A 26,947-nucleotide genomic window follows, 5' to 3' on the forward strand; every position below is an offset into this window, starting at 1 on the left:
GGGACACACCGTGGAACTCGCCCAAGTCCGGCTCCTGGTCACCGACTTCGCCGCCTGCTACCGGTTCTACGCCGAGGTGCTCGGGCTGCGGCCGCAGTCGGGGGCGAGCGAGGGACCGTACGAGAAGTTCAGTCCGCACGCCGGGTCCGCGGGGATCGCCCTGCAGGACCGGACGATGATGGCCGAGGTGCTGGGCGAGCTGGGGGACACCGCCACCGGGCACCGGTCGCTGGTGGTGCTGCGCGTCGACGACCTCGACGCCTACTGCGAGCAGATCGCCGCGCGCGGCGCGGTCCTGGTGCAGGGGCCCGTGCCCATGACGGAACGTATGCGGGTCGCCCACCTCAAGGATCCCGAGGGGAACCTGGTGGAACTGCAGGAATGGCTGCTGCTGCGCACCTGAAGGGTGACGGCTGCGAACACGTGAGTGGCCGTATGCCCCCTACCGTCACGGGCCCGGCGGTGGGAGGCTGCCCTTCATGGGGGCATTGAGCCGGATTCCGCGCCGGCCGCGCGGGGCCAGGGTGGCGGCCGTGGCGGGGCTCGCGGTGATCGCCGTGGGCGGTGTCGTGGGCTGCCAGCCGACCGACCTGAACTCCGCGACCGTCGCGTACACCACCGACCAGACCGCCACCGCCGAGCTGAAACGGCAGCACGTCGACGTCAGCTGGCTCACCTGCACCGGCAACTACGGTTCGTCGGCGACCGGTTCCACGAAGACACCGTCGGCCTCGCAGACCACCGTGGTCTCCGTGGACTGCCGGGGCCGGACCAAGGACGGGCGGGACATCACCGTCACCGGGCGGGTCACCAAGGCGGTCAGCGGGGCGTGTGTGCGCGGGAGTCTCGTCGCCAAGGTCGGCGGCAAGGAGTGGTTCCGGGTGAAGGGCCTCGGCAACTGCGACGCCACGCCCGGCCCGACGTACAGCACCTACCGGCCGCCCACCTACGGGCAGCAGCCCGGCCCCACCGTGACCGTGACGAAGACCGTCTGGTGCCAGGGTGACCCCAAGTGCTGGCCCGTGCAGGGCAAGTGATCGAAATCGGCCGCCGGGAACCCGCCGCGGTGCATAGGCTGAGCGGGTGACTCAGGGTGCAGCGACAGGACCGCGGTCCTACCTCCGATTTCCCCATGTCCACGGCGACCTGGTCGCCTTCACCGCCGAGGACGACGTGTGGCTCGCGCCGCTGGACGGCGGCCGGGCCTGGCGGGTCAGCGCCGACAACGTCCCGGTGACCCTGCCCCGTATCTCACCGGACGGGACCACGGTCGCCTGGACCTCCACCCGCGACGGCGCCCCCGAGATCCACCTCGCCCCCGTCGACGGCGGCTCCGCCACCCGCCTGACGCACTGGGGGAGTTCCCGCACCCAGGTGCGCGGCTGGACCGCCGACGGGCAGGTCCTCGCGATCACCACCTACGGCCAGGCCAGCCTCCGGCGCAGCTGGGCCCGTACCGTCCCGCTCGACGGCGGCCCGTCCACCGTCCTCCCGTACGGCCCGGTCGGCCATGTCGCCCTCGGCCCGCACCCGGTGCTGCTGTCGGCGCCGATGGGCCGCGAGGCGGCCTGGTGGAAGCGGTACCGGGGCGGTACGGCGGGCAAGCTGTGGATCGACCGGGACGTCCGCGACGGGGAAGGCGCGGGCGGGTTCGTACGGCTGCACGCGGAGCTGGACGGCAACCTCGAATACCCCGTCTGGGCCGGCGAGCGGATCGCGTTCCTCTCCGACCACGAGGGCACCGGGGCGCTGTACTCCTCCCTCGCCGACGGCTCCGACCTGCGCCGGCACACGCCCCTCGACGGCTTCTACGCCCGGCACGCGGCCGGCGACGGCAGCCGGGTCGTCTACGCGTCCGCCGGTGAACTCTGGCTCCTGGACGACCTGGAGGGGGCCGAGCCGCGCCGGCTGGACATCCGGCTCGGCGGCTCCCGGGTCGACCGGCAGCCGTACCCGGTGAACGCGGGACGCTGGTTCAGCTCCGCCTCGCCCGACCACACCGCGCGCGGCAGCGCCGTCCTGGTCCGCGGCGGGGTGCACTGGGTGACCCACCGGTCCGGTCCGGCGCGCGCGCTCGCCGCGCAGCCCGGAGTACGGGGACGGCTGCCCGTCACCTTCCGCGCGGACGCGGAGGAGTGGGTGGTGTGGGTGACCGACGCCGAGGGCGACGACGCCCTGGAGTTCGCCCCCGCCACCGGCCTCGCGCCCGGCTCCACCCCGCGCCGGATCGCCGCCGGACAGCTCGGCCGGGTCCTGGAACTCGCCGTCGCCCCCGACGGCGGCCGGGTCGCCGTCGCCGCCCACGACGGCCGCCTGCTCCTCGTCGAACGCGAGAGCGGCGAGGTCCGCGAGGTCGACCGCAGCGAGGACGGCGACGTCTCCGGCCTCGCCTTCTCCCCCGACTCCGGCTGGCTCGCCTGGTCGCACCCCGGCGCCGGCGGCCTCGCCCAGCTCCGCATCGCCCACACCACCGACCTCACCGTCACCGAGGCGACCCCGCTGCGCTTCCAGGACTACGCCCCCGCCTTCACCCGCGACGGCAAGCACCTGGCGTTCCTCTCCACCCGCTCCTTCGACCCGGTCTACGACGAGCACGTCTTCGACCTGGCCTTCGTGGTCGGCGACCGCCCGCACCTGATCACCCTCGCGGCCACCACCCCCTCCCCGTTCGGCCCGCAGCGGCACGGCCGCCCCTTCGAGACCCCCGACAAGGACGAGACCCCCGACGCCGAGGGCACCCCCGCCACCCGGATCGACCTGGAGGGCCTCGCCGACCGGATCGTGCCCTTCCCCGTCGAGGCCGGCCGCTACTCGGGTCTGCGCGCCGCCAAGGACGGCGTGCTCTGGCTGCGCCACCCGGTGCGCGGTGTCCTCGGCGCCTCCCGCGCCCATCCCGAGGACCCCGCGCCCAAGACCGAGCTGGAGCGCTACGACCTCGCCCAGCAGCGCATCGAGTACCTCTCCTCCGACGCCGACCACTTCGAGGTCAGCGGCGACGGGAAGCGGGTCCTGCTCTGGTCCGACGGCAAGCTCAAGGTCGTCCCCAGCGACCGCCGCGCCTCGAACGACGACGACAGCGACACCAACATCACCGTCGACCTGGCCCGGGTACGGCAGACCGTCGACCCGGCCGCCGAGTGGCGGCAGATGTTCGACGAGACCGGCCGCATCATGCGCGACCAGTTCTGGCGCCCCGACCTCGGCGGCGTCGACTGGGACGGCGTCCTCGCCCGCTACCGCCCGCTCGTCGACCACTGCGCCACCCACGACGACCTCGTCGACCTGCTCTGGGAGGTCCAGGGCGAACTCGGCACCTCGCACGCCTACGTCACCCCGCGCGGCGGCCACGGCAACGGCGCTCGCCAGGGCCTGCTCGGCGCCGACATCTCCCGGCACGAGGACGGCAGCTGGCGCATCGACCGCATCCTGCCCGCCGAGACCTCCGACCCCGGCGCCCGCTCCCCGCTCGCCGCACCCGGCGTCGCGGTCCGCGCCGGCGACGCGATCGTGGCCGTCGCCGGCCGCCCCGTCGACCCGGTGACCGGCCCCGGCCCGCTCCTCGTCGGCACGGCCGGCAAGGCCATCGAACTGACCGTGTCCCCGGCCGGCGGCGGCGAGCTGCGCCACCCGGTGGTCGTCCCGGTCGCCGACGAGGAACCGCTGCGCTACCACGCCTGGGTCGCCGACCGCCGCGCCCACGTCCGCGAACTCTCCGGCGGCCGGCTCGGCTACCTCCACGTCCCCGACATGCAGGCCCCCGGCTGGGCCCAGATCCACCGCGACCTGAGCGTCGAGATGGCCCGCGAGGGCATCGTCGTCGACGTCCGCGAGAACCGCGGCGGCCACACCTCCCAGCTCGTCGTCGAGAAACTCGCCCGCCGCATCGTCGGCTGGGACCTGCCGCGCGGCATGCGGCCCTTCAGCTACCCGAGGGACGCACCCCGCGGCCCGGTGGTCGTCGTCGCCAACGAGTTCTCCGGCTCCGACGGCGACATCGTCAACGCGGCCATCAAGGCCCTCGGCATCGGCCCGGTCGTCGGCACCCGCACCTGGGGCGGCGTCATCGGCATCGACAGCCGCTACCGCCTCGTCGACGGCACCCTAGTCACCCAGCCGAAGTACGCCTTCTGGCTGGAGGGCTACGGCTGGGGCGTCGAGAACCACGGCGTCGACCCGGATGTGGAGGTCGTCCAGACCCCGCAGGACTGGGGCGCGGGGAGGGATCCCCAGCTCGACGAGGCGGTACGGATAGCGCTGGAGGCGTTGGAGACGGCTCCCGCGAAGACTCCACCGACGCTGCCGAACTGAGAAGGGGCGCGGGGCTGATTCGATATGCGGCTCCGCCGCGTGGGCGCGACCAGCCCCCACCGGACCCGCACCCGACGACGATACGATGCCCTCGAAACTGATCACCGGGCGAGGAGAAGACATGCCAGGGGAACCCCAGGACGACTGCCTCTTCTGCAAGATCGTCGCAGGGCACGTCCCCGCGACGATCGTCCGGGAGACGGACACCACCGTCGCCTTCCGGGACATCAACCCCCAGGCACCCACCCACGTCCTGGTGATCCCCAAGGTCCACTACAAGAACGCGGCCGAACTCGCCGAGAGCGAACCCACGATCGCCGCCGACATACTGCGCGAGGCCCGCACCGTCGCCGACGAGGACAAGCTGGAGAGCTACCGCATCGTCTTCAACACCGGCAGCGGCGCCGGCCAGACCGTCTGGCACGCCCACGCCCATGTCCTCGGCGGCCGTGGCCTGACCTGGCCGCCCGGATAACCCACCGTGTCCGTACGCGAGTTGGTGGTCCTCGGCACAGCCAGCCAGGTACCCACCCGGCACCGCAACCACAACGGCTACCTGCTGCGCTGGGACGGCGAGGGCATCCTCTTCGACCCCGGCGAGGGCACCCAGCGGCAGATGCTGCGCGCCGGGGTCGCCGCGCACGACCTGAACCGGATCTGCGTCACCCACTTCCACGGCGACCACTCCCTCGGCCTCGCCGGGGTCATCCAGCGGATCAACCTCGACAAGGTCCCGCACCCGGTCACCGCGCACTACCCGAAGTCGGGGCAGCGCTTCTTCGACCGGCTTCGCTACGCCACCGCCTACCGCGAGACCGTCGGCGTCACCGAGGCCCCGGTCCACGGCGAGGGCGGCGACCTCGCCGCCACCCGGTCCTACCGGCTGGAGGCCCGCCGGCTCTCCCACCCGGTGGAGTCCTACGGCTACCGGCTCACCGAACCCGACGGCCGCCGCATGCTCCCCGAACGGCTCGCCGCGCACGGCGTCACCGGCCCCGACGTCGGCCGGCTCCAGCGCGCGGGTGTCCTCGGGGACGTCACCCTCGACCAGGTCAGCGAGGTGCGGCGCGGCCAGCGGTTCGCGTTCGTGATGGACACCCGGCTGTGCGCGGGGGTGTACGCGCTCGCCGAGGGCTGCGACCTGCTGGTCATCGAGTCCACCTTCCTCGACGAGGACGCCGGACTCGCCGTGGACCACGGCCATCTGACCGCCGGGCAGGCGGCGGCCGTGGCCCGGGACGCGGGCGTACGGCACCTGGTGCTGACCCACTTCAGCCAGCGCTACTCGGAGCCCGAGGAGTTCGAACGGCAGGCGCGGGCCGCCGGGTACGAGGGCGAGCTGACCGTGGCACGGGATCTGCTCCGGGTGCCGGTCCCGAAGCGCAGGTGAAACGGCCGTACCATGCTCTGATGCCCCTCCCCAAAGCAGAACTGCACCTCCACATCGAAGGCACCCTGGAGCCCGAGCTGGCGTTCCGGCTCGCCGGACGCAACGGCGTCGAGCTGTCGTACCCGGACACCGACGCGCTGCGCAAGGCGTACCAGTTCGAGGACCTGCAGTCCTTCCTGAACCTGTACTACGAGCTGATGGCGGTCCTGCGCACCGAGCAGGACTTCGAGGACCTCGCCAACGCCTACCTTGCCCGCGCCGCCGCGCAGGGCGTGCGGCACGCCGAGATCTTCTTCGACCCGCAGGCGCACATCGCCCGGGGCGTCGGCATGGGCACGGTCGTCGAGGGCCTGTGGCGGGCGCTCGGCCAAAGCGTCGAGAACCACGGGGTCTCCACCCGGCTGATCATGTGCTTCCTGCGGGACGAGTCCGCCGAGTCGGCGATGGCGACGCTGCAGGCCGCGCGGCCGTACCTGGACCGGATCACCGGCATCGGGCTGGACTCGGCCGAGGTCGGGCATCCGCCGGCCAAGTTCCGCGAGGTGTACGAGGCGGCGGCCGGGCTCGGGCTGCGGCGGGTGGCGCACGCGGGTGAGGAGGGGCCGCCGCAGTACATCACCGACGCCCTGGACCTGCTCGGCGTGGAGCGCGTCGACCACGGGCTGCGCTGCATGGAGGACCCGGAGCTGGTCGCGCGTCTGGTGCGGGAGCGGATCCCGCTGACGCTGTGCCCGCTGTCCAACGTCCGCCTGCGCGCCGTCGACGTGCTGGCCGAGCATCCGCTTCCGGCCATGATCGAGGCCGGGCTGCTGTGCACGGTCAACTCCGACGACCCGGCCTACTTCGGCGGGTACGTCGCCGACAACTACCACGCCGTACGCGACACCCTGGGCCTGTCCCGGGAGCAGATGCGGGAGCTGGCCCGCAACTCCTTCCTCGCGTCCTTCCTGGAGGACGACGAGGAACTACGGGCCCGCTACCTCGCCGAGGTCGAGGCCCACGAGTTCGGCTAGGCCGCCGGGCCGCTGCTCCGATACTCCGCTACGCCGCGACGTCCAGCCGGACGGCCGTCTCGTCGGCGAACGCGGCGCCGGCCGTGACGGTGGTGGTCCTGCGCCGCAGCGCCACCGCCGTCAGCGGTACGGCGACCGCCAGCAGGGCCACCGCCAGGATCGTCCCCATCGCCGGGAAACCGGCCCGGGCCGCCAGCAGACTGCCGGTCACCGGGCCGACGGCCGTCCCCAGCGAGGACGCCGACCCGACCAGCACCGCCCAGCGGCCGCGCGGGTCCAGGGAGGCGGCCAGGCCGATGACGTACGACAGCACGACCGGGTAGAGCACGTTCCAGGCGATCTCGCCGGACGCGAACGTCGTCAGGTCGGTCGCGGACGCGCTGAGTGCGATACAGCCCGCGATGAGGATCGTGCCGAGGCCGATCGGCAGCGCCTGGCCGAGCCGGGGGCCGAGGGCGCCCGCGCCGACCACGCCCAGCAGACCGGCGCCGAGCGCCACCGCGAACACCGCGCCGACGGTCACCTCGCTGAGATGCGCCTGCGTCAGGCCGATCCGGCCGCTCACGCCCCAGAGCGAGTTCTGGACGGCCGACCAGCACGGCATGGCGGCGGCCAGCAGCAGACCCGAGCGGAGGTGCGGGAGCCGGGAGCCGCCGGTGGCGGTGCGGGGGAGGGCCGGGGCGGTACGGGGGGCCAGCCGGGCGGTGAGCGGCCAGACCGCGAGCGCGGTGAGCGCGATCGCGGCGAGGGGCTGCGCGTGGCCGGGGCCGAGGTGCGGGACCGTCAGATAGACGGCACCCGCGAGGGCGGAGACGCCGAGCAGGCCGAGGGTGGTGGTGCGGTGGGGGTCGCGCTGGGCGGCGATGCCGGTGGCGGCGACCGCGGTGACCGTGCCGGAGCCGAAGCCGCCGACGACCGCGCCGGCGATGACCGCGGGGACGTGGGTGGTCAGGGCCGCGCCGCCGTAGCCGAGGACGGCGAGGAGCAGTCCGGTCCGGGCGAGGGCGCGGGGGCCGACGCGATCCACTCGCGAGGCGAGCAGGAAGCCGGCCGTCGCCGAACTCAGCAGCAGGGCGCTGCCGATGGCGCCTGCCTGGGTCGCGGAGAGGGGGAGCCCCGACTGGAGTCTGCCGACGGTGGTCGGCAGGAGGTACGGGGCGAGGTACCCGGCCGTGAAAAGGGCGACGAGGGGCCAGGGGGTGGTGCGGGGGGCGGACACGGGCGTTCCCAGGGCATGCGAAAGGAGCGGCTCAAGAAGGGGGTTGGGCGCAGGCCGTCGACGGACAGGAACGCGCGGGCAATTTGTATCAAGTGAGGGGAGCGCGAAGAGGGGGTGGGGGGTGTGATGTGGGGCACGTCCGGGTTTTGGGTGAGGGGGAGGGGGTAGCCGCGCCGTGCGTGTTCTTGGGAGCGGATGGGTTTGCGGGTGCGGCTGGGTGGGGGCTGGTCGCGCAGTTCCTCCCCCAGCCTTCGGCCGGGGGTACCCCCAGCGCCCCTTGGTTGGCTGCGGTTCGGGTGTTTCAGGCTCGGGCTTCTAGCGCCAGTTGACCGTGCCGCCCGTTGTCGCTGATTCGATTCTTGCGCGGGTTTCGGCCATCACGGCGATGATCTGGTCCTCGTGGGCCGGAGTCAGGCGGGCGATCGGTACCGAGCAGCTGATGGCGTCCTGGGCAGGGGTGTCGTAGCGCAGGGCGAAGCCGAAGCCGATGATGCCGGTGACACCCTCCTCGCGGTCGATGGAGTGGTCGCGGGCGCGGACGCCGGCGAGGTCGGCGGCGAGGGCGGCCTTGGTGGTGCGGGTGTTGGGGGTCAGGGCCGGGTAGGGGCCGTCGGGCAGGTCGGCGTCCGGGCGTTCCGCCAGGAGTGCCTTGCCGAGGGCGCCCGCGTGGGCGGGGAACCGGCGGCCCACTCTGCTGATGGTGCGCAGGTACGCGTGGGACTCGCGGGTCGCGAGGTAGGCCACGTCGCGGCCGTCGAGGCGGGCCAGGTGGATGGTCTCGCCCAGGGCGTCCGACGCCTCGTCGAGGTAGGGGCGTACGAGGCGGACGCGCGGGTCGGAGTCCAGGTAGCTGGTGCCGGTCAGCAGGGTGCGGATGCCGATGCCGTAGAGGGAGCCGGTCGTGTCGGTGCGGACCCAGCCCCGGGCGATCAGGGTCTGCAGCAGGGCGTACATCGAGCTGCGCGGGACGCCGAGCGCGTCCGCGAGTTCCTGGAGGCGGGCCGGGCGGTCGCCGCGGTCCGCGAGGAGCTCCAGCAGCTCCACCGTGCGCGCCGCGGACTTCACCTCGCGGACGCCTGCTGTCTCGGACATGTGCAGATCGTAGAGGGGCGCGGGCGGGGTGCGCCGTTGACGGGGGTGCGTTCGCATATCTAGTCTCTGTCTTCGTATGTAGACGACGTTTACGTAGGGAGATGGGTTCGGTGGGCGGACAGCCGGAGAGTGTGGTGCGCGCGCTGCGGGACGCGATGGCGAAGGGGGTGCTGTCCTTTCCGCTGACCTCCTTCCACGCCGACGGGTCCCTGGACCTGGACGGGTTCCGGGCGTACGTCGCCGGGCAGCTGGCCGCCGCGCCCGGCGCGCTCTTCCCGGCCTGCGGCACCGGGGAGTTCTTCTCGCTCGCCGAGGACGAGTACCGGCAGGTCGTGGGCGTGGCGGTCGAGGAGGCCGGCGGAAGGGTGCCGGTGGTCGCGGGGGTGGGGTACGGCTGGGCGCAGGCCGCCCGGTTCGCGCGGATCGCCGAGGAGGCCGGGGCCGACGCCCTGCTCGTGCTGCCGCACTATCTCGTCGCCGCCCCGCAGGACGGGCTGGTCGCGCAGCTGGAGCAGCTCGCGGCCCGGACCTCGCTCCCCCTCATCGCCTACCAGCGCGGCCAGGTCGCCTACACGGCCCACTCGTTGACGCGGATCGCCCGCATCCCCGGTGTGATCGGGCTCAAGGACGGGCACAGCGACCTCGACCGGCTGCAGCGGCTCACCCTCGCCGCCCCGGACGGCTTCCTCTTCTTCAACGGCGCCGCCACCGCCGAGATCCAGGCCCGCGCCTACGCCACCGTCGGCGTCCCCGCCTACTCCTCCGCCGTGCACGCCTTCGCCCCGGAGATCGCCGACGCCTTCTTCGCCGCCCTGCGCGACGGCGAGCAGGGCACGACCGACAAGCTGCTGCGCGACTTCTACGTGCCGTTCGTCGAACTCCGCGACCGCGTCCCCGGATACGCCGTGTCGCTGGTGAAGGCGGCTGCCCGGCTGCGCGGCCGGCCCGTGGGACCCGTCCGCGCCCCCCTCACCGACCCGTCCGCCGCCGACCTCGCCGAGCTGCGGGCCCTGCTCGGCGCCGGCCTCGACCTCGCCGGAGCGTCCCTGTGAACCTCACGATCACCGACGTCCGCCTGACGCCGATCCTCGTCGCCGACCCGCCGCTGCTCAACACTCAGGGGGTGCACCAGCCGTACACGCCCCGGCTGATCGTCGAGGTGGAGACCGCCGACGGGGTGGTCGGGATCGGCGAGACCTACGGGGACACCAAGTACCTGGAGCTGGCCCGGCCGTTCGCGGCGCGGCTGGTCGGCCGTGCGGTCTCCGACCTGAACGGGCTGTTCACCGTCGCCGACGAGGTCGCCGTGGACGCCTCCCGGGTCTCCGGGCAGGTCGACGTGGGCGGGCTGCGGGGCGTGCAGACCGCCGACAAACTGCGGCTTTCGGTCGTCTCCGGCTTCGAGGTCGCCTGCCTCGACGCCCTCGGCAAGGCGCTCGGACTGCCCGTGCACGCGCTGCTCGGCGGCAAGGTGCGCGACGCGGTCGAGTACAGCGCGTACCTGTTCTACAAGTGGGCCGCGCATCCGCGGGGCGTGCCGGCCGAGGCCGACGACTGGGGGCCCGCGCTCGACCCGGCCGGGGTCGTGGCACAGGCCCGCCGGTTCAAGGACCGCTACGGGTTCACCTCCTTCAAGCTCAAGGGCGGGGTCTTCCCGCCCGAGCAGGAGATCGCGGCCGTACGGGCGCTGGCCGAGGCGTTCCCCGGGCACCCGCTGCGCCTCGACCCCAACGGCGCCTGGTCCGTGGCGACCTCGCTGAAGGTCGCGGCGGAACTCGCCGACGTCCTCGAATACCTGGAGGACCCGGCGCTCGGCACCCCGGCGATGGCGGAGGTGGCGGCCGGCACGGACGTGCCGCTCGCCACCAACATGTGCGTGACGACCTTCGGCGAGATCCGGGAGGCGTTCAGCAGCGGGGCCGTGCAGGTCGTCCTCTCCGACCACCACTACTGGGGCGGACTGCGCAACACCCGGGAACTGGCCGCCGTCTGCCGCACCTTCGGCGTCGGCGTCTCCATGCACTCCAACACCCACCTCGGGATCAGCCTGGCCGCGATGACCCACGTCGCCGCGACCGTCCCCGACCTCCACCACGCCTGCGACTCCCACTACCCCTGGCAGTCCGAGGACGTCCTCACCGAGCGGCTCGTCTTCACGGACGGCCGGGTCGCCGTCCCCGACGCGCCGGGCCTCGGCGTCGCACTGGACCAGGAGAAGGTACGACGGCTGCACCGGCGCTGGCTGGACGACGACGGCACCCTGCGCGACCGCGACGACGCGGCCGCGATGCGGGTCGCCGAGCCGGGGTGGACCACACCGGCGGTACCGCGCTGGTAGAGGCGCTCGTTCGGGCGGTCGTACGACGACTGCGGCCGCCTCCGGTACGACATGGTGCAGACTGGCCGGATCCGCACCACGTCAGGGAGCGCACCGTGACCGCGTCCAACGCGTTCGCCGGAGAGGAACCCGAGTACCTCGACGACGACAGGGGAGCAACAACACCGCACTGTGCCGCGCAGGTCGACCCGCTGGCCGGCTTGCGCGCACCGGGCGATCCGCCCTGGGACGTCTACCTCACCGGCACCGTCTTCCTCGACATCGTCTTCACCGGCCTCGCCTCCGCCCCGGTGCGCGGCACCGAGTCCTGGGCGCGCGGGATGGGATCCAGCCCCGGCGGCATCGCCAACATGGCCACCGCCCTCGCCCGGCTCGGGCTGAAGACCTCCCTGGCCGCGGCCTTCGGCGACGACCACTACGGCGAGTACTGCTGGGACGCGCTCGAACAGGGCGAGGGCATCGACCTCTCCCCGTCCCGGACCGTGCGCGGCTGGCACTCGCCGGTCACCGTCTCCATGGCCTACGAGGGTGAGCGGACCATGGTCTCGCACGGCCACGAACCGCCCGCCGACACCCTGTTCCGCCAGCAGAACGCACCCGGCCGCCCCGCCCACGCGCGCGCCGCCGTCGCCTCGCTGCTGCCCGGCAAACGCAACCCGTGGATCGCCAGGGCCGCCGCCGAGGGCACCCGGATCTTCGCCGACGTCGGCTGGGACGAGACGGGGGAGTGGGACCTGGCCGCTCTCGCCGACCTCGAACACTGCGAGGCGTTCCTGCCGAACGCGGAGGAGGCGATGCGGTACACCGGCGCCGACTGCCCGCGCGCCGCCGCGCACGCCCTCACCGCGTACGTGCCGCTCGCCGTGGTCACCCTCGGCGCGGACGGCGCGTACGCCGTCGACGGACGCACCGGCGAGTCCGCCGAGGTCCCGGCCATCGCCGTGGAGGCCCTCGACCCGACCGGTGCCGGCGATGTCTTCGTCGCCGGCTTCGTCACCGGCACCCTCGCCGACTGGCCCCTCGCCGACCGCCTCGCCTTCGCCGGCCTCACCGCCGCGCTGTCCGTCCAGGAGTTCGGCGGCTCCCTCTCGGCCCCCGGCTGGTCGGAGATCGGGGCGTGGTGGCGGAAGGTGCAGTCGGTGGCGGGCCAGGACCCGACGGCCCTGCGGCGCTACGCCTTCCTGGACGGCCTGGTACCGGGCGAGGACCAGGTACGTCCCTGGCCGTTGCGAAGGGCAGTCCCGACGATCGGTTTCGGCCGCGCGGGGTGACCCGGTGCGGGTACGCCGGGGCCGGGGCAGAGTTTCGCTCACCGGCGCTTGCAGGGTGCCGCTGCGCCCACCCGTGCCGCCCTGCGGCACGCCTGCCCGCAGCTGAGTAGCTGAGTGGCTGAGTAGTTGCGACGCGGCCCGCGGCCCGCGGCTGGGGGGAGGCGGTCGGCGCGGCGCCCGCGGCTCCGCAGAACGCGGCTGGACCGCGCCCCGTCCGACCGTGGCTCTGCAGCACGCAGCCGCACAGCGCCCCGTCAGGGGCGCGGGGCTGTATTCGATCTGCGGCTACCGCCGCGTGGGCGCGACCAGCCCCCACCGGCCCGCAGCCGACGATGAGCCGGGACCACCCCCGCCTACTCTCCGAGCACGCCGGAAACCAGCCCCCGTACCAGTTCCCGGACGCTCTCCGACACCTCGGACAACGCGCCGGCGAACAACTCCTCCAGCCCGCCCCCACCGGCTCCCACACTCCCCGCGCTCACCACATACCCCTCCCGCACCGCGACCCTCAGCACACCCTCCGTGTCGACCGCCGCCGCGGCCAGCGTCGGCACCTCCCCGCCCCCCGCGTCGGCCACCTTCGCGTAAGCGCCCCGCACCGGCTCCCGCCAGCGCAGCGCCAACAGCACCGGAGACTTCGCCTGGACCTCGGCGAGGTCCACCTCCTCCACCCCGTCCGTCGTGAGCACGTCGGCCCGCGCGTCCAGCACCAGCGCCGCGGGCAGCAGATCCCGCAGGCTCGACCCCGCGATGTTCCCGCCGACCGTCGCCGCCCGGCGCACCGCCCCCGTGCCGACCCCCTTCGCGGCCAGCCGCAGCACCTCCGGAACCCGGTCGTCCACCTGGTGCAGCAGCACCGCCCCGCCGAGCACCCCGTCCCCTATCACCGTCGCCTCCGGCACCCGCCGCAGGGACACCGCCTGTTCCGGGAAGCCGTCCCGCTGCCAGGCGGCCCACACGAGGGTCGCTCCGCCGACGGGTATCGCCCCCTCGGCCAGGTACTCCCGGGCCTCGGACACCGACGTGGGCAGTCGCAGCTGCACGGCTACCTGCTTTCTGAGGAGCTCTGTAAGGACATAAGGACGTAGCTCGGATTCTGCCCCGGCGTACAGGAGCGCATGCAGGGCTCACGGTTTCACTGAGGGCGCCCTTCCCCAAGAAAAGGCCTACGGCGTTGTCAGTGCCACGTCGTACGCTTGATACCGCGAGGCCGCCCTCAGCTACGCGGCCGTGATGAGGAGGAACCGCAGGCCTTAAGCGCCGGCCCATGACTCAGACACCCACAGCTCACTCTCCCGCGCAGCAGCAGGCCCGAGCTCAGTTCGAGGTTCCCGCCCAGCACCCGATGGTCACGGTACTGGGATCCGGCGACTCCCTGCTGCGTGTGATCGAGAAGGCCTTCCCGGCGGCCGACATACACGTCCGGGGCAATGAGATCAGCGCGGTCGGCGAGGCGCATGAAGTCGCCCTCGTCCAGCGCCTGTTCGACGAGATGATGCTGGTGCTCCGCACCGGGCAGCCGATGACGGAGGACGCAGTGGAACGCTCGATCGCCATGCTGCGGGCGAGTGAGAACGGGGAGGGCGCGGAGGAGACCCCGGCCCAGGTTCTGACCCAGAACATCCTGTCCTCGCGCGGCCGCACCATCCGCCCCAAGACCCTCAACCAGAAGCGGTACGTCGACGCGATCGACAAGCACACGATCGTCTTCGGCATCGGCCCCGCCGGTACCGGAAAGACGTACCTGGCCATGGCCAAGGCGGTGCAGGCCCTGCAGTCCAAGCAGGTCAACCGCATCATCCTGACCCGGCCGGCCGTGGAGGCGGGCGAGCGGCTGGGCTTCCTGCCCGGCACGCTCTACGAGAAGATCGACCCCTACCTGCGCCCGCTGTACGACGCGCTGCACGACATGCTCGACCCGGACTCGATCCCGCGCCTGATGGCGGCCGGGACGATCGAGGTCGCGCCGCTGGCGTACATGCGCGGCCGCACCCTCAACGACGCCTTCATCATCCTGGACGAGGCCCAGAACACGAGCCCCGAGCAGATGAAGATGTTCCTCACCCGGCTCGGCTTCGAGTCGAAGATCGTGATCACCGGTGACGTGACGCAGGTCGACCTGCCCAACGGCACCAAGAGCGGTCTGCGCCAGGTGCAGGACATCCTCGAAGGCGTGGAGGACGTGCACTTCTCCCGGCTGACGTCCCACGATGTCGTACGGCACAAGCTGGTGGGCCGTATCGTCGACGCGTACGAGAAGTTCGACAGCCAGCACGGCACGGAGAACGGCGCGCACCAGGGCGGCCGCTCGAAGTCCGGGCACAAGGGGAAGTAGACAAGCACCGCGCCATGTCGATCGACGTCAACAACGAGTCCGGAACCGAGGTCGACGAGCAGGCGATCCTCGACATCGCCCGCTACGCGCTCGCACGGATGCGCATCCACCCGCTCTCCGAGCTCTCGGTGATCGTCGTGGACGCCGACGCCATGGAGCAGCTGCACATCCAGTGGATGGACCTGCCCGGGCCCACCGATGTCATGTCCTTCCCGATGGACGAGCTGCGGCCGCCGTCGAAGGACGAGGAGGAGCCCCCGCAGGGGCTGCTCGGCGACATCGTGCTCTGCCCGGAGGTCGCCGCCAAGCAGGGCGCCGAGGCCGAGACCCAGCACTCCATGGACGAGGAGCTCCAGCTGCTCACCGTCCATGGCGTGCTGCACCTGCTCGGCTACGACCACGAGGAGCCCGACGAGAAGGCCGAGATGTTCGGCCTGCAGGCGGCCATCGTGGACGGCTGGCGCGCGGAGCAGGGCCTGACCGGGCCCTCGCCGGCGCCGACGGTCTCCTAGTCGGGCGGGTCGTCCTCGAATGAGTCCGCAGATCGTTCTCGGCGCGATCGCCCTGGTCGTCGTCGCCTGGCTGGCCGCCTGCGCCGAGGCCGGTATCGCCCGCGTCTCCAGTTTCCGCGCCGAGGAGGCGGTGAAGTCCGGGCGGCGCGGCAGCGCCCGGCTCGCCGAACTCGCCGCCGACCCGACCCGCTACCTCAACGTGGCGCTGCTGGTCCGCGTCGCCTGCGAGATGGCCGCCGCGGCCCTCGTCACCTACGAGTGCCTCCAGGAGATCCCCAGCACCTGGCAGGCGCTGCTCGCCGCGATCGGCGTGATGGTGCTCGTGTCGTACGTCGCCGTCGGCGTCTCCCCGCGCACCATCGGCCGCCAGCACCCGCTGAACACGGCCACGGCCGCCGCGTACGTGCTGCTGCCGCTGGCCCGGATCATGGGCCCGGTCCCCTATCTCCTCATCCTCATCGGCAACGCGCTCACCCCCGGCAAGGGCTTCCGGCGCGGCCCGTTCGCCTCCGAGGCCGAACTGCGCGCCCTGGTCGACCTCGCCGAGCAGGAGTCCCTGATCGAGGACGAGGAGCGCCGCATGGTGCACTCGGTCTTCGAGCTGAGCGACACGCTGGTCCGGGAGGTCATGGTCCCGCGCACCGACCTCGTCGTCATCGAGCGCTACAAGACCATCCGGCAGGCCCTCACCCTCGCGCTCAGGTCCGGTTTCTCGCGGATACCCGTCACCGGGGAGAGCGAGGACGACATCGTCGGGATCGTGTATCTGAAGGACCTGGTCCGCAAGACGCACATCAGCCGGGACGCCGAGGCCGACCTGGTCTCCACCGCGATGCGGCCCGCGTTCTTCGTCCCCGACACCAAGAACGCCGGCGACCTGCTGCGCGAGATGCAGAAGGAACGCAACCACGTCGCCGTCGTCATCGACGAGTACGGCGGCACGGCCGGGATCGTCACCATCGAGGACATCCTGGAGGAGATCGTCGGCGAGATCACCGACGAGTACGACCGTGAACTCCCGCCCGTCACCGACCTCGGCGACGACCGCCACCGGGTCACCGCCCGCCTCGACATCACCGATCTCGGCGAGCTGTACGGCCTGGAGGAGTACGACGACGAGGACGTGGAGACCGTCGGCGGACTGCTCGCCAAGGCCCTCGGCCGGGTTCCCATCGCCGGTGCCTCCGCCCAGGTCGAACTCCCCGACGGCCGCAGGCTGGCGCTGACCGCCGAGGCGGCCGCCGGACGCCGGAACAAGATCGTGACGGTGCTGGTGGAGCCGGTTCCGGCCGCCGGCGAGCCCGGGGAGGACGCGGCCGAGTGAGCCCCGACCAACTCCGCGCCCTCTGCCTCTCCTTCAACGCGGCCGAGGAGGACTTCCCCTTCAACCCGGACATCTCCGTCTTCAAGGTGCTCGGCAAGATGTTCGCGCTGAGCTGGATCGACGCGAAGCCGCTCAAGGTCAACCTCAAGTGCGACCCCGAGGACGCGATCCGGCTCCGCGCCGACCACGAGGGCCTGATCACCCCCGGCTACCACATGAACAAGCGCCACTGGAACACCGTCACCGTGGACGGCGGACTCCCCGACCGGCTCGTGAGAGAGCTGGTCGAGGACTCGTACGACCTTGTCGTCGCCGGCCTGCCGAGGGCGGAGCGGCTGCGGCTGGACCGGCCGTGACGGCGATCAGCCGTCGAGCTTCCGCACGGCACGGGCAGTGAGTTCCAGGAAACGGACGCACTTCTCGCCGCGGAAGCCACCGGCGTCCTCGTGTTCGAGGCGGATCTCGATCCTCGGTACGGCGGTAAACCCGGTTGCCCATGGTGGGCGGGCGCGGTCGGATCCCTTGTATGACGATCAGGTATCCGCGCCCTCTGCGCCCCGGTGACCGTGTCGGTGTCACCTCTCCCTCCAGTGGAGTGCCCGAGCCGCTGCGCGCGCGGCTCGACGTGGCGGTCCGTACGGTCGAGGAGGCCGGGTACGAGGTGGTGGTCGGGCGGTGCATGGACGGGGCCACGCACGTCAGCGCATCGGCCGCCGAACGCGCCGCCGAACTCACCGGGATGCTGACCGACCCGTCGATCCGGGCCGTCGTACCCCCGTGGGGCGGCGAGACAGGCATCGACCTCCTCCCGCTGCTCGACTTCGAGGCCATCGGGCGGGCCGAACCGACCTGGGTCGTCGGCTACTCGGACATGTCGACCCTCATCACCCCGCTGACCCTGCGCACCGGGGTCGCGACCGTGCACGGCAACTGCCTCATGGAAACGCCCTACCGGCCGCCGGAGGGGCTCCTTTCCTGGCTGGACGTCGTGGCCGCGCCGCAGGGGCCGCCGTTCACCCAGACCCCGCCCGGGCGGTACCGGGCCGCGGGGCGGGACGACTGGATCGCCGAGCCCGGTATCCGGGGCCTCACGCTGGACGCGGAGGGCGGCTGGACCCGGCTCGACGGAGACGGGGACGTGGATGTGGAGGGCCGGCTGATCGGCGGCTGCGTCGAGACCCTCGTGGGCCTCGCCGGGACGCCGTATCTGGACGCGGCCGGCTTCGCCGGGGAGGAACCGCTGATCGTGTACGTCGAGGCCTGTGAGGACAACGCGTTCACCATCTGCCGGAACCTGCACGGCATGCGGCTCGCCGGGTTCTTCGACCGGGCCGCCGCCGTCCTCGTCGGCCGCACCCGCGCGCCCGACAGCCCCACCCTCGGCCAGCACGAGGCCGTGCTCGACGCGCTCGGGCCGCTCGGGGTGCCGATCGTGGCCGACGTGGAGTGCGGTCATGTGCCGCCGTATCTGCCGCTGGTGAACGGCGCGCGCGGCCGGGTGCTGTACACGGCCGGACGCGGTCAGATCATCCAGCGACTCGACTGACTCCGTCCGACGGCGGGGAGTGGGGGCGGGGCGCGTCCCGGATGTTCGTATGCTCGGGGGCATGACCGACAGCAGCGCGCTTGATCCCGAGGACCGCAAGATCGTCACCCTGGCCCGTTCGGCCCGGGCCCGCAACGGGGTGCCGGAGGGGGCGGCCGTACGGGACTCCACCGGCCGTACGTACGTCGCGGGGAGCGTGGAGCTGCCCTCGCTGGCGCTGAGCGCGCTGCGGACGGCGGTGGCGATGGCGGTGGCGTCGGGGGCGGAGTCGCTGGAGGCGGCGGCGGTCGTGAGCGGGGCGGGGGAGGTCGACGCCGACGACTTGGCCGCGGTGCGGGATCTTGGGGGGCCGGGGACGCCGGTGCTGCTGGCGGGGCCGGACGGGGAGGTTCGGCTCACTGTCTCCGCGTGACTCCTTGCCCACCCGCCCACCCGACTCGGTCCGCCGAGAAGCGAGGACTTGTTGACTCCGTCGGGGGAGGGGTGGGAGTTGGTTGACTGGGGTGGCGGGGTGTGGGGGCGGGTGCGGCTTCGTCGTGGTTGCTCGCGCAGTTCCCCGCGCCCCTGAAGGGGCGCAGGCTGAGCCCACCTAAGGGGCGCGGGGAACTGCGCGATCAGCCCCCACGCACCTGCACGGACGCCACCACCGCAACCGCTCCTTCGGCCAACCCCCACAGGAAGGTAGGCCGGAATTCAACCTTGTCGGTCTGTGTCTCTCACGCATCAATGGGAACGTGCAATCCGACGGGCCGTCAGATTCTGATGGTGCGTCGGTTCCAGTGCCCCGCGGTGTGCCCGCATCCACCCGGACCGGGGCCGTCGTCCCCACATGGCATTCCCACGTAACGGGAAGGGAGACCGATCCCCATGAAACGAATCGCCACCGGTGCGGCACTCGCGGCGGGGGCCCTCGCCGCCACGGCGCTGGCCTTCGCGCCCACGGCAGCCGCCGTCACTCCGACCACCGCGACCGTCACCGCCAGCTGCGGCATCTTCGGCGGCGGCGCGGCCACGCTCACCGCGACCCAGAGCGGCACGAGCGCCACCCTCACGCTCACCTCCAGCGCGATCACCACCCCGCTCGCCCTGTCGGCGAACTCCATCGCCTCCACGCTGACCATGGCCAACTCGACCGGCAGCAACGTCGTCTTCAGCGGCACCGTGAACCCGGCCATGGCCGCCGGCTCCGCGGTCACCGTCGGCCCGCTCCCCGGCACCGTGGCCTCCGGCGACAGCCTCGACTTCTACGGCGGCTCGCTGAAGATGGTCATCTTCGGCGTCACCGTCACCTGTACGTCCAGCGCCGCCCAGTCGCCCGGACCCTTCGTCTTCTGACCGGGCCGGCTGACGGGTACGTTCCGGATGCCGCAGAAGCTGATGAACCGTCAGGTTTCTGCGGCATCTCCATTGACTTCTCACGCGGCCTCCACATCAATGGCCCCCTGTCGGCGCAGAGGAGCCGCTGCGCCCGCAACCCTCAGGAGGGGGCCAAGATGGGTTCACCCCCAGGATCACGAAGATCCCGACGGTGGCGCTGGATCTCACTGTTCGGGGCGACCGCGCTCGCGGTCACGGCGGGCGGCGCGCTGGCCTGTCCGGCCGGTGCCGCCGGCACGAACGTCGACTTCGCCACGCACTGCATCCCGCCCGCCGTCGCGGGCCTCCCGCCGATCGACGGCACCACCACCGCCAACATCTCGGTGGACAACACCAGCCCGAAGGTCGGCGACACGGTCACCGTGACCTACACCGTGGTCACGCCCGCCGCCAACAACCCCACCGCACTCGCCCTGCCGGCCGACATCATGACGCCGACCGGGAAGGTGACGCTGGGCGGCGCGCAGACCGGTGACGTGACGGTGACCGGGCCGAAGAAGAACGATCCGGTGCCGGGGTACGGGACCTTCCCCTCGTTCTCCATGACCGGGACGTTCACCGTCACCTCGGCGGGCGCCATCACGCTCTCGCCCAGTGACTACAACATCCACACCAGCTACATCCTGGAGCTGGACACCCCGTGCACGGTCACCAACCCGCCCGCCCCGGTGTCGGAGACCGTCACGGCGACCTCGACCACCCCGGTCAACAACCGGGCCATCAGCCTGGACAAGGCCTCCGGCAACCCCGGTGACAGCGTGACCGTCAGCGGGCAGAACTTCACGCCGGGCGCGACCGTGACGCTGGCCGGACGGTCGGGCAGCAGCCAGACCGCGGACACGGCCACGGCGACCGCGGGCTCCGACGGTTCCTTCAGCGCGCCGATCGTCGTCAACGACAAGACGACGACCGGGATCGTGGCGTACGAGGGGAGTGCGTGGAGCGATACCGCGGGGGCCGGGCCGGCCGCCTATGTCGTGAACGACACGACGCCGGTGCCGGACGGGAGTCAGAAGCTGACGACCACGGTCAAGGCGGGCACCCTGTCCATGTCCCAGGCCGGGGACTCCGTCGCGCTGTCGGCGGTCGACTTCGGTCAGGGCGGGGCCTCGACGGGCGCGTTGCAGACCGTGACCGTCAAGGACTTCCGCGGCGGGCCGGCCGGCTGGTCGCTCACCGGCAAGGTCACCGACTTCACCGGTCCGGGCGCCAAGATCGACGCGGGCAAGCTCAGCTGGACCCCCGCCTGCGCGACCAAGACCGGCAGCCCCAGCACCTGTGCGGCCGGTTCGGCGGGCACCGTCGGCGCATCCGGAGCGACCCTCGCGTCGACCCCGGACTCCACGCTCACCGGGGGTCAGTTCACCGTCGACGCCGGACTCAGCCTGGACGTACCGGCGTTCACGCCTCCGGGGTCGTACTCCGGAGTCCTGACCCTGACGCTCACCTGAGCCAACTCCCCGCGTGGCGGCCGGGCTCCCGGAGACGGGGGCCCGGCCGTCACCCGACCGCTTCCGACCGGGGGTCCGCACCCATGCGTCGCGCCAAGCCGTACGTCCTCCTCCTGAGTCTGTTCCTGACCCTGCTCCCGGGCGTCTTCCTCACGGCGGGTCCCGCGCGTGCCGCCGACAACGGCAGCTGGTCCGTGTATCCGGTCGCCTCCAAGATCGCGGCGCGGCCGTACTTCTACCTCTCCCTCGACCCCGGGCGGACGATCACCGACAAGGTGGCCGTCGCCAACAAGACCGGGAAACCGCTGACCTTCCGGCTGTACGCGGCCGACGCCTACAACACCGCGCGGGACGGCGGCTTCGCCGTCCGGACCGTGAAGGAGCGGATGCGGGGCGTGGGTGCCTGGGTGAAGCTCGGGAAGGCGCGGGTCACGGTGCCGCCGCACAGGACGGTGACGGTTCCCTTCACTCTGCGGGTGCCCCAGGGGGCCGAGCCCGGTGACCACCCGGGTGCGATCGTGGCGCTGGACGAGCGCGTCGACCCCGGGTCGGGCTCCCTGGCGCTCGGGGTGCAGCGGGCCGTCGGCGCCCGGGTCTACCTGCGGGTGAGCGGTCCGACATTGCCGGCCCTCGCCGTCGAGAACGTGCATCTCACCCATCACCAGCCGCTCGTCCCCGGTCTCGGCGACAGCACGGCGACGATCTCCTACACCCTGCACAACACCGGGAACGTCACCCTGGACCCGAAGGTACGGCTGCGCGCGCGGGGCCTGTTCGGCCGGACGCTGCTCAGCCGCGACCTCACCGGGGTTCCCTCCGAACTGCTCCCGGGGGAGCGGGTCCGGCTCACCGCGCCCTGGCGGGACGCGCCCCAGTTCGACTGGGGGGACGTGACGCTGACGGCCAGCGCGACCGGTACCAAGGAGTCGGCGAGCGCCTCGTTCCTCGCGCTGCCGTGGCTGGTGGTGGCGCTGGCCTTCGTCGCCGGGGTGGCGGGCGGCGTGCTGATCGCCAGGTCGCGCCGGGGCGGCGGAACGCCGCTGCTGACGCGTCTCAGAGGGCGTCGGGGCCGCGTTCGCCCGTCCGCACCCGTACGACCGTCTCCACCGGCAGTGCCCACACCTTCCCGTCCCCGATCTTCCCCGTCTGCGCGGCCCTGACGATCGCCTCGATCACCGGCTCGCAGTCGGCGTCGTCGACGACGACCTCGATCCGGACCTTGGGCACCAGGTCGACCTGGTACTCGGCGCCCCGGTACACCTCGGTGTGGCCGCGCTGCCGGCCGTACCCGCTGGCCTCGGTCACGGTCAGGCCGTGCACGCCGAGTTCCTGGAGGGCGGTCTTCACCGCGTCGAGGCGGTAGGGCTTGACGATCGCGGTGACGAGCTTCATGGCTGGGTGGTGACCTTCTGGGCGGTGGGGAGGACGGAGTGGCCGACCGGGGCGCCGTGGCCCAGGACCCCGTGATCGTAAGCCGTCTCGGCGTGCACCGTAAGGTCCAGTCCGGTGTGCTCCTGGTCCTCGTCCGCCCGGAAGCCCATGACCTTGTCGAGCAGCCGGCCGATGCCGTACGTCATGGTGAAGGCGTACACGGCCACGACCACGACCGCCACCGCCTGCTTGCCGAGCGGGGCGAGCCCGCCGCCGTAGAAGAGACCCTCGGCGCCCCCGGTCATCGCCTTCTCCGCGAACAGGCCGATGAGCAGGGTGCCGATGACTCCGCCGACCAGGTGGACGCCGACGACGTCCAGCGAGTCGTCGTAGTCGAACCGGAACTTCCAGCTCACGGCGTACGAGCAGACCACGCCCGCCGCGAGGCCGACGACGAGGGAGCCGAGCAGCGAGACCGAGCCGCAGGACGGGGTGATGGCCACCAGGCCCGCGACCGCGCCCGACGCGGCGCCCAGGGTCGTCGGATGGCCGTCGCGCTTCTGCTCGACGAAGAGCCAGCCGAGCAGGCCGGTGCAGCCGGCGGCCAGGGTGTTGAGGAAGGCGGCGGCCGCGAGGCCGTTCGCGCCGAGCGCGCTGCCCGCGTTGAAGCCGAACCAGCCGAACCAGAGCAGACCGGCGCCCAGGACGACCATGGGGAGGTTGTGCGGGCGCATCGCGTCCTTCTTGAAGCCGAGCCGGGGGCCGAGGACCAGGCAGAGCGCCAGCCCGGACGCTCCCGAGGTGATCTCGACCGGCAGGCCGCCCGCGAAGTCCAGCGCCCCGAGGTGGTGTGCGATCCAGCCACCGGGGCCCCACACCCAGTGCGCCACCGGAACGTATACGAGCAGTGCCCAGACCGGTACGAACACCAGCCAGGCCCCGAATTTCGCCCGGTCCGCGATCGCGCCGCTGATCAGCGCGGCCGTGACGATCGCGAAGGTGAGCTGGAAGGTGGCGAAGAGCAGGGTGGGCACGGTGCCCTGGACGCTGTCCGGACCGAGTCCGCTCATCCCGGCGTGTTCGAGCCCGCCGATCAGCCCGGCCGCCGCGTCCGGTCCGAACGCCAGCGAGTAGCCTCCCGCCAGCCACACCACCGTGACCAGCGCGATCGACACGAAGCTCATCATCAGCATGTTGAGGACGCTCTTCGTGCGGACCATGCCGCCGTAGAACAGGGCCAGTCCCGGTGTCATCAGCAGGACCAGGGCGGTGGCGGCGAGCAGCCAGGCGGTGTCACCGGTGTCGGCGTGCGCGGCGGCGAGGTACACGGGGCGTCTCCAACCTGGGCGGGGGCTCGTCAGAGGGTCACCGGTTCCCGTTTCCGGTCGCGTACGGCTGTGTTTCCGTGACGTTTCGTTGCCGTGGGGTTACCGAAATCTCACGGTGCGGCGGGGTGTCGTGGATCAGGGAGAATGGGGGCCATGAGCGTTCGCAGCCAGTCAACCGAGCCGTCGGAATCGTCGGAGGCCGTCCACCGGGCGGGCTTCGCCTGTTTCGTCGGGCGTCCCAACGCGGGCAAGTCCACCCTCACGAACGCTCTGGTCGGGCAGAAGGTGGCGATCACCGCGAACCAGCCGCAGACCACGCGGCACACCGTGCGCGGCATCGTGCACCGGGAGGACGCCCAGCTGATCCTGGTCGACACCCCCGGCCTGCACAAGCCGCGCACGCTGCTCGGCGAGCGGCTGAACGACGTGGTCCGCACCACCTGGGCCGAGGTCGACGTCATCGGCTTCTGCCTGCCGGCGAACGAGAAGATCGGCCCCGGTGACCGCTTCATCGCGAAGGAACTCGCGGGGATCAGGAAGACCCCCAAGGTCGCCGTCGTCACCAAGACCGACCTCGTCGACTCCAAGACCCTCGCCGAGCAGCTGATCGCCATCGACCAGCTCGGCAAGGAGCTGGGCTTCGAGTGGGCCGAGATCGTCCCCGTCTCCGCGGTCGGCGACAAGCAGGTGAGCCTGCTCGCCGACCTGCTCGTCCCGCTGCTCCCCGAGGGCCCCGCCCTCTACCCCGAGGGCGACCTCACCGACGAGCCCGAGCAGGTCATGATCGCGGAACTGATCCGCGAGGCGGCCCTCGAAGGCGTCCGCGACGAGCTCCCGCACTCCATCGCCGTCGTCGTCGAGGAGATGCTCCCCCGCGAGGACCGCCCCGCCGACAAGCCCCTCCTCGACATCCACGCCAACCTGTACATCGAGCGCCCCAGCCAGAAGGGCATCGTCATCGGCCCCAAGGGCACGCGCCTGAAGGAGGTCGGCATCAAGAGCCGCAAGCAGATCGAGGCACTGCTGGGCACACCCGTCTTCCTCGACCTCCACGTGAAGGTCGCCAAGGACTGGCAGCGGGACCCGAAGCAGCTGCGGCGGCTGGGGTTCTGAGGCCGGGGTGGGCGGGGCTTGGCGGTCGGCGTCCGAGGGAGGCCGGCATCAAGTCCCGCGAGCAGATCGAGGCACTGCCGGGGACGCCCGCCGCGCGGCGGTAGCCGCATCCCGGGGTCACGTCCGGGTCGGGGTCAGGTCCTGGAGGCCTACTACGCGTAGCAGTTGGAGGCGTTCGTAGGACTCCGTGCCTGGGCGGGCCGTGTGGACGACGAGTTGCTGGTGGGTGTCGGCGTTGAGGAGGACCTCGCAGTCGAGTTCGAGGAGGCCGACGGTGGGGTGGCGGAAGCGTTTGGTGGTGGCTCGGCGTACGGCCACCTCGTGGTCGGCCCAGAGGCGGGCGAACTCCTCGCTGCCGGACAGGAGTTCGGCGACCAGGGCGGCGGGGGCCGGGTCGGTGGGGCGGGCCGCGGCCACCGCGCGGAGGTTCGCCACGTGTTCACGGGCCCGCGCCGGGCGGTCCTCCGGCGGGAACAGGTCGCGGGCGGCCGGGTCCAGGAAGTAGCGGCGCAGCAGGTTGCGCTCGCGCGGCGGGCGGGCCAGCACATCGCCGCTGAGCGCCCGGGACAGCGCGTTCTGGGCCAGGATCTCGCCGCAGTCCGTGGACACCAGCGCCGGGGTGTCGTGCAGCCGGTCCAGGACCAGGAGCAGGCCCGGGCGGACGTGCGTGCTCGCGGTCTCCCGGCGCGGGGGCTCCTCGCCGGTCAGGTGGAACAGGTGGTCCCGTTCGTCCTCGGTCAGGCGCAGGGCGCGGGCCAGCGCCGTCAGCATCTGGCGGGACGGGCGCGGGCCCCGGGACTGTTCGAGGCGCGTGTAGTAGTCGGCCGACATGCCGGCCAGCGACGCCACCTCCTCGCGCCGCAGCCCCGGTGTGCGCCGCCGGACGCCGGGTGCCAGCCCCACGTCGGAGGGGTCCAGGCGGGTACGGGCGCGGCGCAGGAAGTCGGCGAGCTCGGGGCGGTCCATGTCTCCAGGGTGGCGCCGCCCGCCCGGCTTATCCAGGGACCGTCGATCCCCTGATCGGAAGGTCTCTCCCGGTGCCGCCGCGGGACGGCGAGGGTGGGGGCAACCAGAGCGAAGGAGACGGTCATGATCACTCTTGTCACCGGTGCGACCGGCCAGGTCGGGCGGCGCTTCGTGCCCCGGCTGCTGGCGGAGGCCCGGACGGGGGCCCAGGCGGGGGAGAGGGTACGGGTGCTGGTGCGGGACGCGGCCCGGGGGGAGCCGTTCGCGGAGCTGGGCGCCGAGGTCGTCGTCGGGGACCTGCGGGACGAGGAGGCGCTCGGCAAGGCCGTCGCCGGGACGGACGCCGTCGTGAACGTCGCCGCCTCCTTCCGCGGGGTCCCCGACGAGGAGGCCTGGGCCGTCAACCGGGACGCGGCGGTGGCGCTCGGCCGGGCCGCGCTCGGCGCCGGCGTACGACGGTTCGTGCAGGTCAGCACCGGGAACGTGTACGGCACCGGACGCGGTCGCCCGCTCGTCGAGGACGACGAGAGCCGGCCCGGCGGCGAGATGTGGGGCGCCTACGCCGAGTCCAAGGCGGCCGCCGAGCGGGAGCTGCTCGCGCTGGCGGACGGCATGGAGGTACGGATCGGGCGGCTGCCCTTCGTCTACGGCGAGGGGGACCCCCACCTCGCCAACTCCCTGCACTGGGCCGCGAACTGGGCCCCCGCCCAGCGCCTCCAGATGGCCCACCACGCGGACGTCGGACAGGGGCTGCTGCGGCTGCTGTACGCCCCGGCCGTGAACGGCCCGGTCTACAACATCGCCGACGACGCCCCCGTCACGACGGTCGAGCTGTACCAGCTCAACGGCGTCGCGGTGCCGGCCGGCCTGAGCGAGCGCGGCGACCGCGACCCCTGGTTCGGGATCATGTCGAACCGGAAGATCCGCCGGGACCTCGGCTTCCGGCCGATCCACCCCAGCGTCTGGACCGCCCGGGACGCCGGAGCCCTCTAG

The 26,947-nt window shown here is 72.4% G+C and carries 26 protein-coding genes; 20 read left to right on the top strand and 6 right to left on the bottom strand.

Going from position 1 to position 26,947, the window contains the following annotated elements; all coding sequences use genetic code 11:
* The first annotated feature begins 10 nt into the window (after positions 1 to 10).
* The 6 genes from ACGFZS_RS01070 (at position 11) to ACGFZS_RS01095 (ending at position 6,711) form a co-directional block, all read left to right on the top strand.
* Complete coding sequence (locus ACGFZS_RS01070) at positions 11 to 403, top strand: VOC family protein (protein WP_393656663.1); 393 nt, start codon at positions 11 to 13, stop codon at positions 401 to 403.
* 76 nt (positions 404 to 479) lie between these two features.
* Entirely contained in the window at positions 480 to 1,037 is a 558-nt protein-coding gene (locus ACGFZS_RS01075) for a hypothetical protein (protein ID WP_393793344.1), read from the top strand.
* 46 nt (positions 1,038 to 1,083) lie between these two features.
* Positions 1,084 to 4,308 (top strand): S41 family peptidase, encoded by a 3,225-nt coding sequence (locus ACGFZS_RS01080; protein ID WP_393793345.1) that lies wholly within the window; start codon positions 1,084 to 1,086, stop codon positions 4,306 to 4,308.
* Between the two features lie 121 nt (positions 4,309 to 4,429).
* A complete protein-coding gene (locus ACGFZS_RS01085) occupies positions 4,430 to 4,783 on the top strand; it encodes a histidine triad nucleotide-binding protein (RefSeq protein WP_365682702.1) in 354 nt (117 codons plus the stop codon).
* A 6-nt stretch (positions 4,784 to 4,789) separates the two neighbouring features.
* Positions 4,790 to 5,698, top strand: a complete 909-nt coding sequence (locus tag ACGFZS_RS01090; RefSeq protein ID WP_393793346.1) for a ribonuclease Z — start codon at positions 4,790 to 4,792, stop codon at positions 5,696 to 5,698.
* Positions 5,699 to 5,718: 20 nt separating this feature from the next.
* Complete coding sequence (locus tag ACGFZS_RS01095; RefSeq protein WP_393793347.1) at positions 5,719 to 6,711, top strand: adenosine deaminase; 993 nt, start codon at positions 5,719 to 5,721, stop codon at positions 6,709 to 6,711.
* Positions 6,712 to 6,739: 28 nt separating this feature from the next.
* Here the strand turns inward: ACGFZS_RS01095 and ACGFZS_RS01100 are convergent, their stop codons facing one another.
* Together ACGFZS_RS01100 and ACGFZS_RS01105 are read right to left on the bottom strand one after the other, a co-directional pair.
* Positions 6,740 to 7,930 (bottom strand): MFS transporter, encoded by a 1,191-nt coding sequence (locus tag ACGFZS_RS01100; RefSeq protein ID WP_393793348.1) that lies wholly within the window; start codon positions 7,928 to 7,930, stop codon positions 6,740 to 6,742.
* A 315-nt stretch (positions 7,931 to 8,245) separates the two neighbouring features.
* Positions 8,246 to 9,022, bottom strand: coding sequence for an IclR family transcriptional regulator (locus tag ACGFZS_RS01105; RefSeq protein ID WP_393793349.1), 777 nt, complete (start codon positions 9,020 to 9,022; stop codon positions 8,246 to 8,248).
* Positions 9,023 to 9,177: 155 nt separating this feature from the next.
* Between ACGFZS_RS01105 and ACGFZS_RS01110 the strand changes: the two genes are divergently transcribed.
* From ACGFZS_RS01110 to ACGFZS_RS01120, 3 genes are all read left to right on the top strand, one after another.
* A complete protein-coding gene (locus ACGFZS_RS01110; RefSeq protein ID WP_393794097.1) occupies positions 9,178 to 10,074 on the top strand; it encodes a 5-dehydro-4-deoxyglucarate dehydratase in 897 nt (298 codons plus the stop codon).
* Complete coding sequence (locus ACGFZS_RS01115; protein ID WP_393793350.1) at positions 10,071 to 11,360, top strand: glucarate dehydratase family protein; 1,290 nt, start codon at positions 10,071 to 10,073, stop codon at positions 11,358 to 11,360. The genes ACGFZS_RS01110 and ACGFZS_RS01115 overlap by 4 nt, the downstream gene beginning before the upstream one ends.
* Before the next feature lie 95 nt (positions 11,361 to 11,455).
* Positions 11,456 to 12,631, top strand: a complete 1,176-nt coding sequence (locus tag ACGFZS_RS01120; RefSeq protein WP_393793351.1) for a carbohydrate kinase family protein — start codon at positions 11,456 to 11,458, stop codon at positions 12,629 to 12,631.
* A gap of 353 nt (positions 12,632 to 12,984) precedes the next feature.
* Here the strand turns inward: ACGFZS_RS01120 and ACGFZS_RS01125 are convergent, their stop codons facing one another.
* Positions 12,985 to 13,674, bottom strand: coding sequence for an FAD binding domain-containing protein (locus ACGFZS_RS01125; RefSeq protein WP_393793352.1), 690 nt, complete (start codon positions 13,672 to 13,674; stop codon positions 12,985 to 12,987).
* Between the two features lie 224 nt (positions 13,675 to 13,898).
* Here ACGFZS_RS01125 and ACGFZS_RS01130 point away from each other — a divergent pair, with 224 nt between their 5' ends.
* The 9 genes from ACGFZS_RS01130 to ACGFZS_RS01170 all read left to right on the top strand — a co-directional run bounded on the left by ACGFZS_RS01130 (position 13,899) and on the right by ACGFZS_RS01170 (position 22,336).
* Complete coding sequence (locus tag ACGFZS_RS01130; RefSeq protein WP_359224507.1) at positions 13,899 to 14,966, top strand: PhoH family protein; 1,068 nt, start codon at positions 13,899 to 13,901, stop codon at positions 14,964 to 14,966.
* 14 nt (positions 14,967 to 14,980) lie between these two features.
* The gene (gene ybeY / locus ACGFZS_RS01135) at positions 14,981 to 15,478 is read left to right on the top strand and encodes an rRNA maturation RNase YbeY (protein WP_181802918.1); all 498 of its coding nucleotides are present in this window, start codon (positions 14,981 to 14,983) and stop codon (positions 15,476 to 15,478) included.
* Positions 15,479 to 15,497: 19 nt separating this feature from the next.
* Entirely contained in the window at positions 15,498 to 16,802 is a 1,305-nt protein-coding gene (locus ACGFZS_RS01140; RefSeq protein WP_393793353.1) for a hemolysin family protein, read from the top strand.
* Positions 16,799 to 17,158: an MmcQ/YjbR family DNA-binding protein gene (locus tag ACGFZS_RS01145; RefSeq protein WP_393793354.1), complete on the top strand. Its 360-nt coding sequence runs from the start codon at positions 16,799 to 16,801 to the stop codon at positions 17,156 to 17,158. Before ACGFZS_RS01140 ends, ACGFZS_RS01145 begins: the two co-directional genes overlap by 4 nt.
* Before the next feature lie 170 nt (positions 17,159 to 17,328).
* Positions 17,329 to 18,348, top strand: coding sequence for a S66 peptidase family protein (locus ACGFZS_RS01150; RefSeq protein WP_393793355.1), 1,020 nt, complete (start codon positions 17,329 to 17,331; stop codon positions 18,346 to 18,348).
* A 61-nt stretch (positions 18,349 to 18,409) separates the two neighbouring features.
* The gene (locus tag ACGFZS_RS01155) at positions 18,410 to 18,760 is read left to right on the top strand and encodes a cytidine deaminase (protein WP_393793356.1); all 351 of its coding nucleotides are present in this window, start codon (positions 18,410 to 18,412) and stop codon (positions 18,758 to 18,760) included.
* A gap of 455 nt (positions 18,761 to 19,215) precedes the next feature.
* Positions 19,216 to 19,683 (top strand): hypothetical protein, encoded by a 468-nt coding sequence (locus ACGFZS_RS01160; RefSeq protein ID WP_393532890.1) that lies wholly within the window; start codon positions 19,216 to 19,218, stop codon positions 19,681 to 19,683.
* Between the two features lie 158 nt (positions 19,684 to 19,841).
* Entirely contained in the window at positions 19,842 to 21,176 is a 1,335-nt protein-coding gene (locus ACGFZS_RS01165) for a beta-xylosidase (protein ID WP_393793357.1), read from the top strand.
* An 83-nt stretch (positions 21,177 to 21,259) separates the two neighbouring features.
* A complete protein-coding gene (locus ACGFZS_RS01170) occupies positions 21,260 to 22,336 on the top strand; it encodes a WxL protein peptidoglycan domain-containing protein (RefSeq protein ID WP_393793358.1) in 1,077 nt (358 codons plus the stop codon).
* Here the strand turns inward: ACGFZS_RS01170 and ACGFZS_RS01175 are convergent.
* Complete coding sequence (locus tag ACGFZS_RS01175) at positions 22,230 to 22,568, bottom strand: P-II family nitrogen regulator (RefSeq protein ID WP_393793359.1); 339 nt, start codon at positions 22,566 to 22,568, stop codon at positions 22,230 to 22,232. The two genes, ACGFZS_RS01170 and ACGFZS_RS01175, sit on opposite strands and share 107 nt — an antisense overlap.
* The gene (locus ACGFZS_RS01180; protein WP_393793360.1) at positions 22,565 to 23,875 is read right to left on the bottom strand and encodes an ammonium transporter; all 1,311 of its coding nucleotides are present in this window, start codon (positions 23,873 to 23,875) and stop codon (positions 22,565 to 22,567) included. The genes ACGFZS_RS01175 and ACGFZS_RS01180 overlap by 4 nt, the downstream gene beginning before the upstream one ends.
* Before the next feature lie 144 nt (positions 23,876 to 24,019).
* Here ACGFZS_RS01180 and era point away from each other — a divergent pair, with 144 nt between their 5' ends.
* Entirely contained in the window at positions 24,020 to 24,988 is a 969-nt protein-coding gene (gene era, locus ACGFZS_RS01185; RefSeq protein WP_393793361.1) for a GTPase Era, read from the top strand.
* Positions 24,989 to 25,105: 117 nt separating this feature from the next.
* On the opposite strand, the gene ACGFZS_RS01190 is transcribed toward era, so the two are convergent.
* Entirely contained in the window at positions 25,106 to 25,954 is an 849-nt protein-coding gene (locus ACGFZS_RS01190) for a helix-turn-helix transcriptional regulator (protein ID WP_393793362.1), read from the bottom strand.
* A 123-nt stretch (positions 25,955 to 26,077) separates the two neighbouring features.
* Here ACGFZS_RS01190 and ACGFZS_RS01195 point away from each other — a divergent pair, with 123 nt between their 5' ends.
* Positions 26,078 to 26,947 (top strand): NAD-dependent epimerase/dehydratase family protein, encoded by an 870-nt coding sequence (locus ACGFZS_RS01195; RefSeq protein ID WP_393793363.1) that lies wholly within the window; start codon positions 26,078 to 26,080, stop codon positions 26,945 to 26,947.

Origin of the sequence: Streptomyces sp. NPDC048288 (assembly GCF_043201555.1) — a bacterium.
Classification (GTDB): domain Bacteria; phylum Actinomycetota; class Actinomycetes; order Streptomycetales; family Streptomycetaceae; genus Streptomyces.

Excerpts from the sequence above, each read along its gene's own strand:
- ACGFZS_RS01075 (WP_393793344.1), top strand. The coding sequence starts at position 480 with ATGGGGGCATTGAGCCGGATTCCGCGCCGGCCGCGCGGGGCCAGGGTG.
- ACGFZS_RS01085 (WP_365682702.1), top strand. The coding sequence starts at position 4,430 with ATGCCAGGGGAACCCCAGGACGACTGCCTCTTCTGCAAGATCGTCGCA.
- ACGFZS_RS01095 (WP_393793347.1), top strand. The coding sequence starts at position 5,719 with ATGCCCCTCCCCAAAGCAGAACTGCACCTCCACATCGAAGGCACCCTG.
- ACGFZS_RS01105 (WP_393793349.1), bottom strand. The coding sequence starts at position 9,022 with ATGTCCGAGACAGCAGGCGTCCGCGAGGTGAAGTCCGCGGCGCGCACG.
- ACGFZS_RS01110 (WP_393794097.1), top strand. The coding sequence starts at position 9,178 with ATGGCGAAGGGGGTGCTGTCCTTTCCGCTGACCTCCTTCCACGCCGAC.
- ACGFZS_RS01130 (WP_359224507.1), top strand. The coding sequence starts at position 13,899 with ATGACTCAGACACCCACAGCTCACTCTCCCGCGCAGCAGCAGGCCCGA.
- ybeY (WP_181802918.1), top strand. The coding sequence starts at position 14,981 with ATGTCGATCGACGTCAACAACGAGTCCGGAACCGAGGTCGACGAGCAG.
- ACGFZS_RS01140 (WP_393793353.1), top strand. The coding sequence starts at position 15,498 with ATGAGTCCGCAGATCGTTCTCGGCGCGATCGCCCTGGTCGTCGTCGCC.
- ACGFZS_RS01150 (WP_393793355.1), top strand. The coding sequence starts at position 17,329 with ATGACGATCAGGTATCCGCGCCCTCTGCGCCCCGGTGACCGTGTCGGT.
- ACGFZS_RS01155 (WP_393793356.1), top strand. The coding sequence starts at position 18,410 with ATGACCGACAGCAGCGCGCTTGATCCCGAGGACCGCAAGATCGTCACC.
- ACGFZS_RS01160 (WP_393532890.1), top strand. The coding sequence starts at position 19,216 with ATGAAACGAATCGCCACCGGTGCGGCACTCGCGGCGGGGGCCCTCGCC.
- ACGFZS_RS01165 (WP_393793357.1), top strand. The coding sequence starts at position 19,842 with ATGGGTTCACCCCCAGGATCACGAAGATCCCGACGGTGGCGCTGGATC.
- ACGFZS_RS01170 (WP_393793358.1), top strand. The coding sequence starts at position 21,260 with ATGCGTCGCGCCAAGCCGTACGTCCTCCTCCTGAGTCTGTTCCTGACC.
- ACGFZS_RS01175 (WP_393793359.1), bottom strand. The coding sequence starts at position 22,568 with ATGAAGCTCGTCACCGCGATCGTCAAGCCCTACCGCCTCGACGCGGTG.
- era (WP_393793361.1), top strand. The coding sequence starts at position 24,020 with ATGGGGGCCATGAGCGTTCGCAGCCAGTCAACCGAGCCGTCGGAATCG.
- ACGFZS_RS01190 (WP_393793362.1), bottom strand. The coding sequence starts at position 25,954 with ATGGACCGCCCCGAGCTCGCCGACTTCCTGCGCCGCGCCCGTACCCGC.
- ACGFZS_RS01195 (WP_393793363.1), top strand. The coding sequence starts at position 26,078 with ATGATCACTCTTGTCACCGGTGCGACCGGCCAGGTCGGGCGGCGCTTC.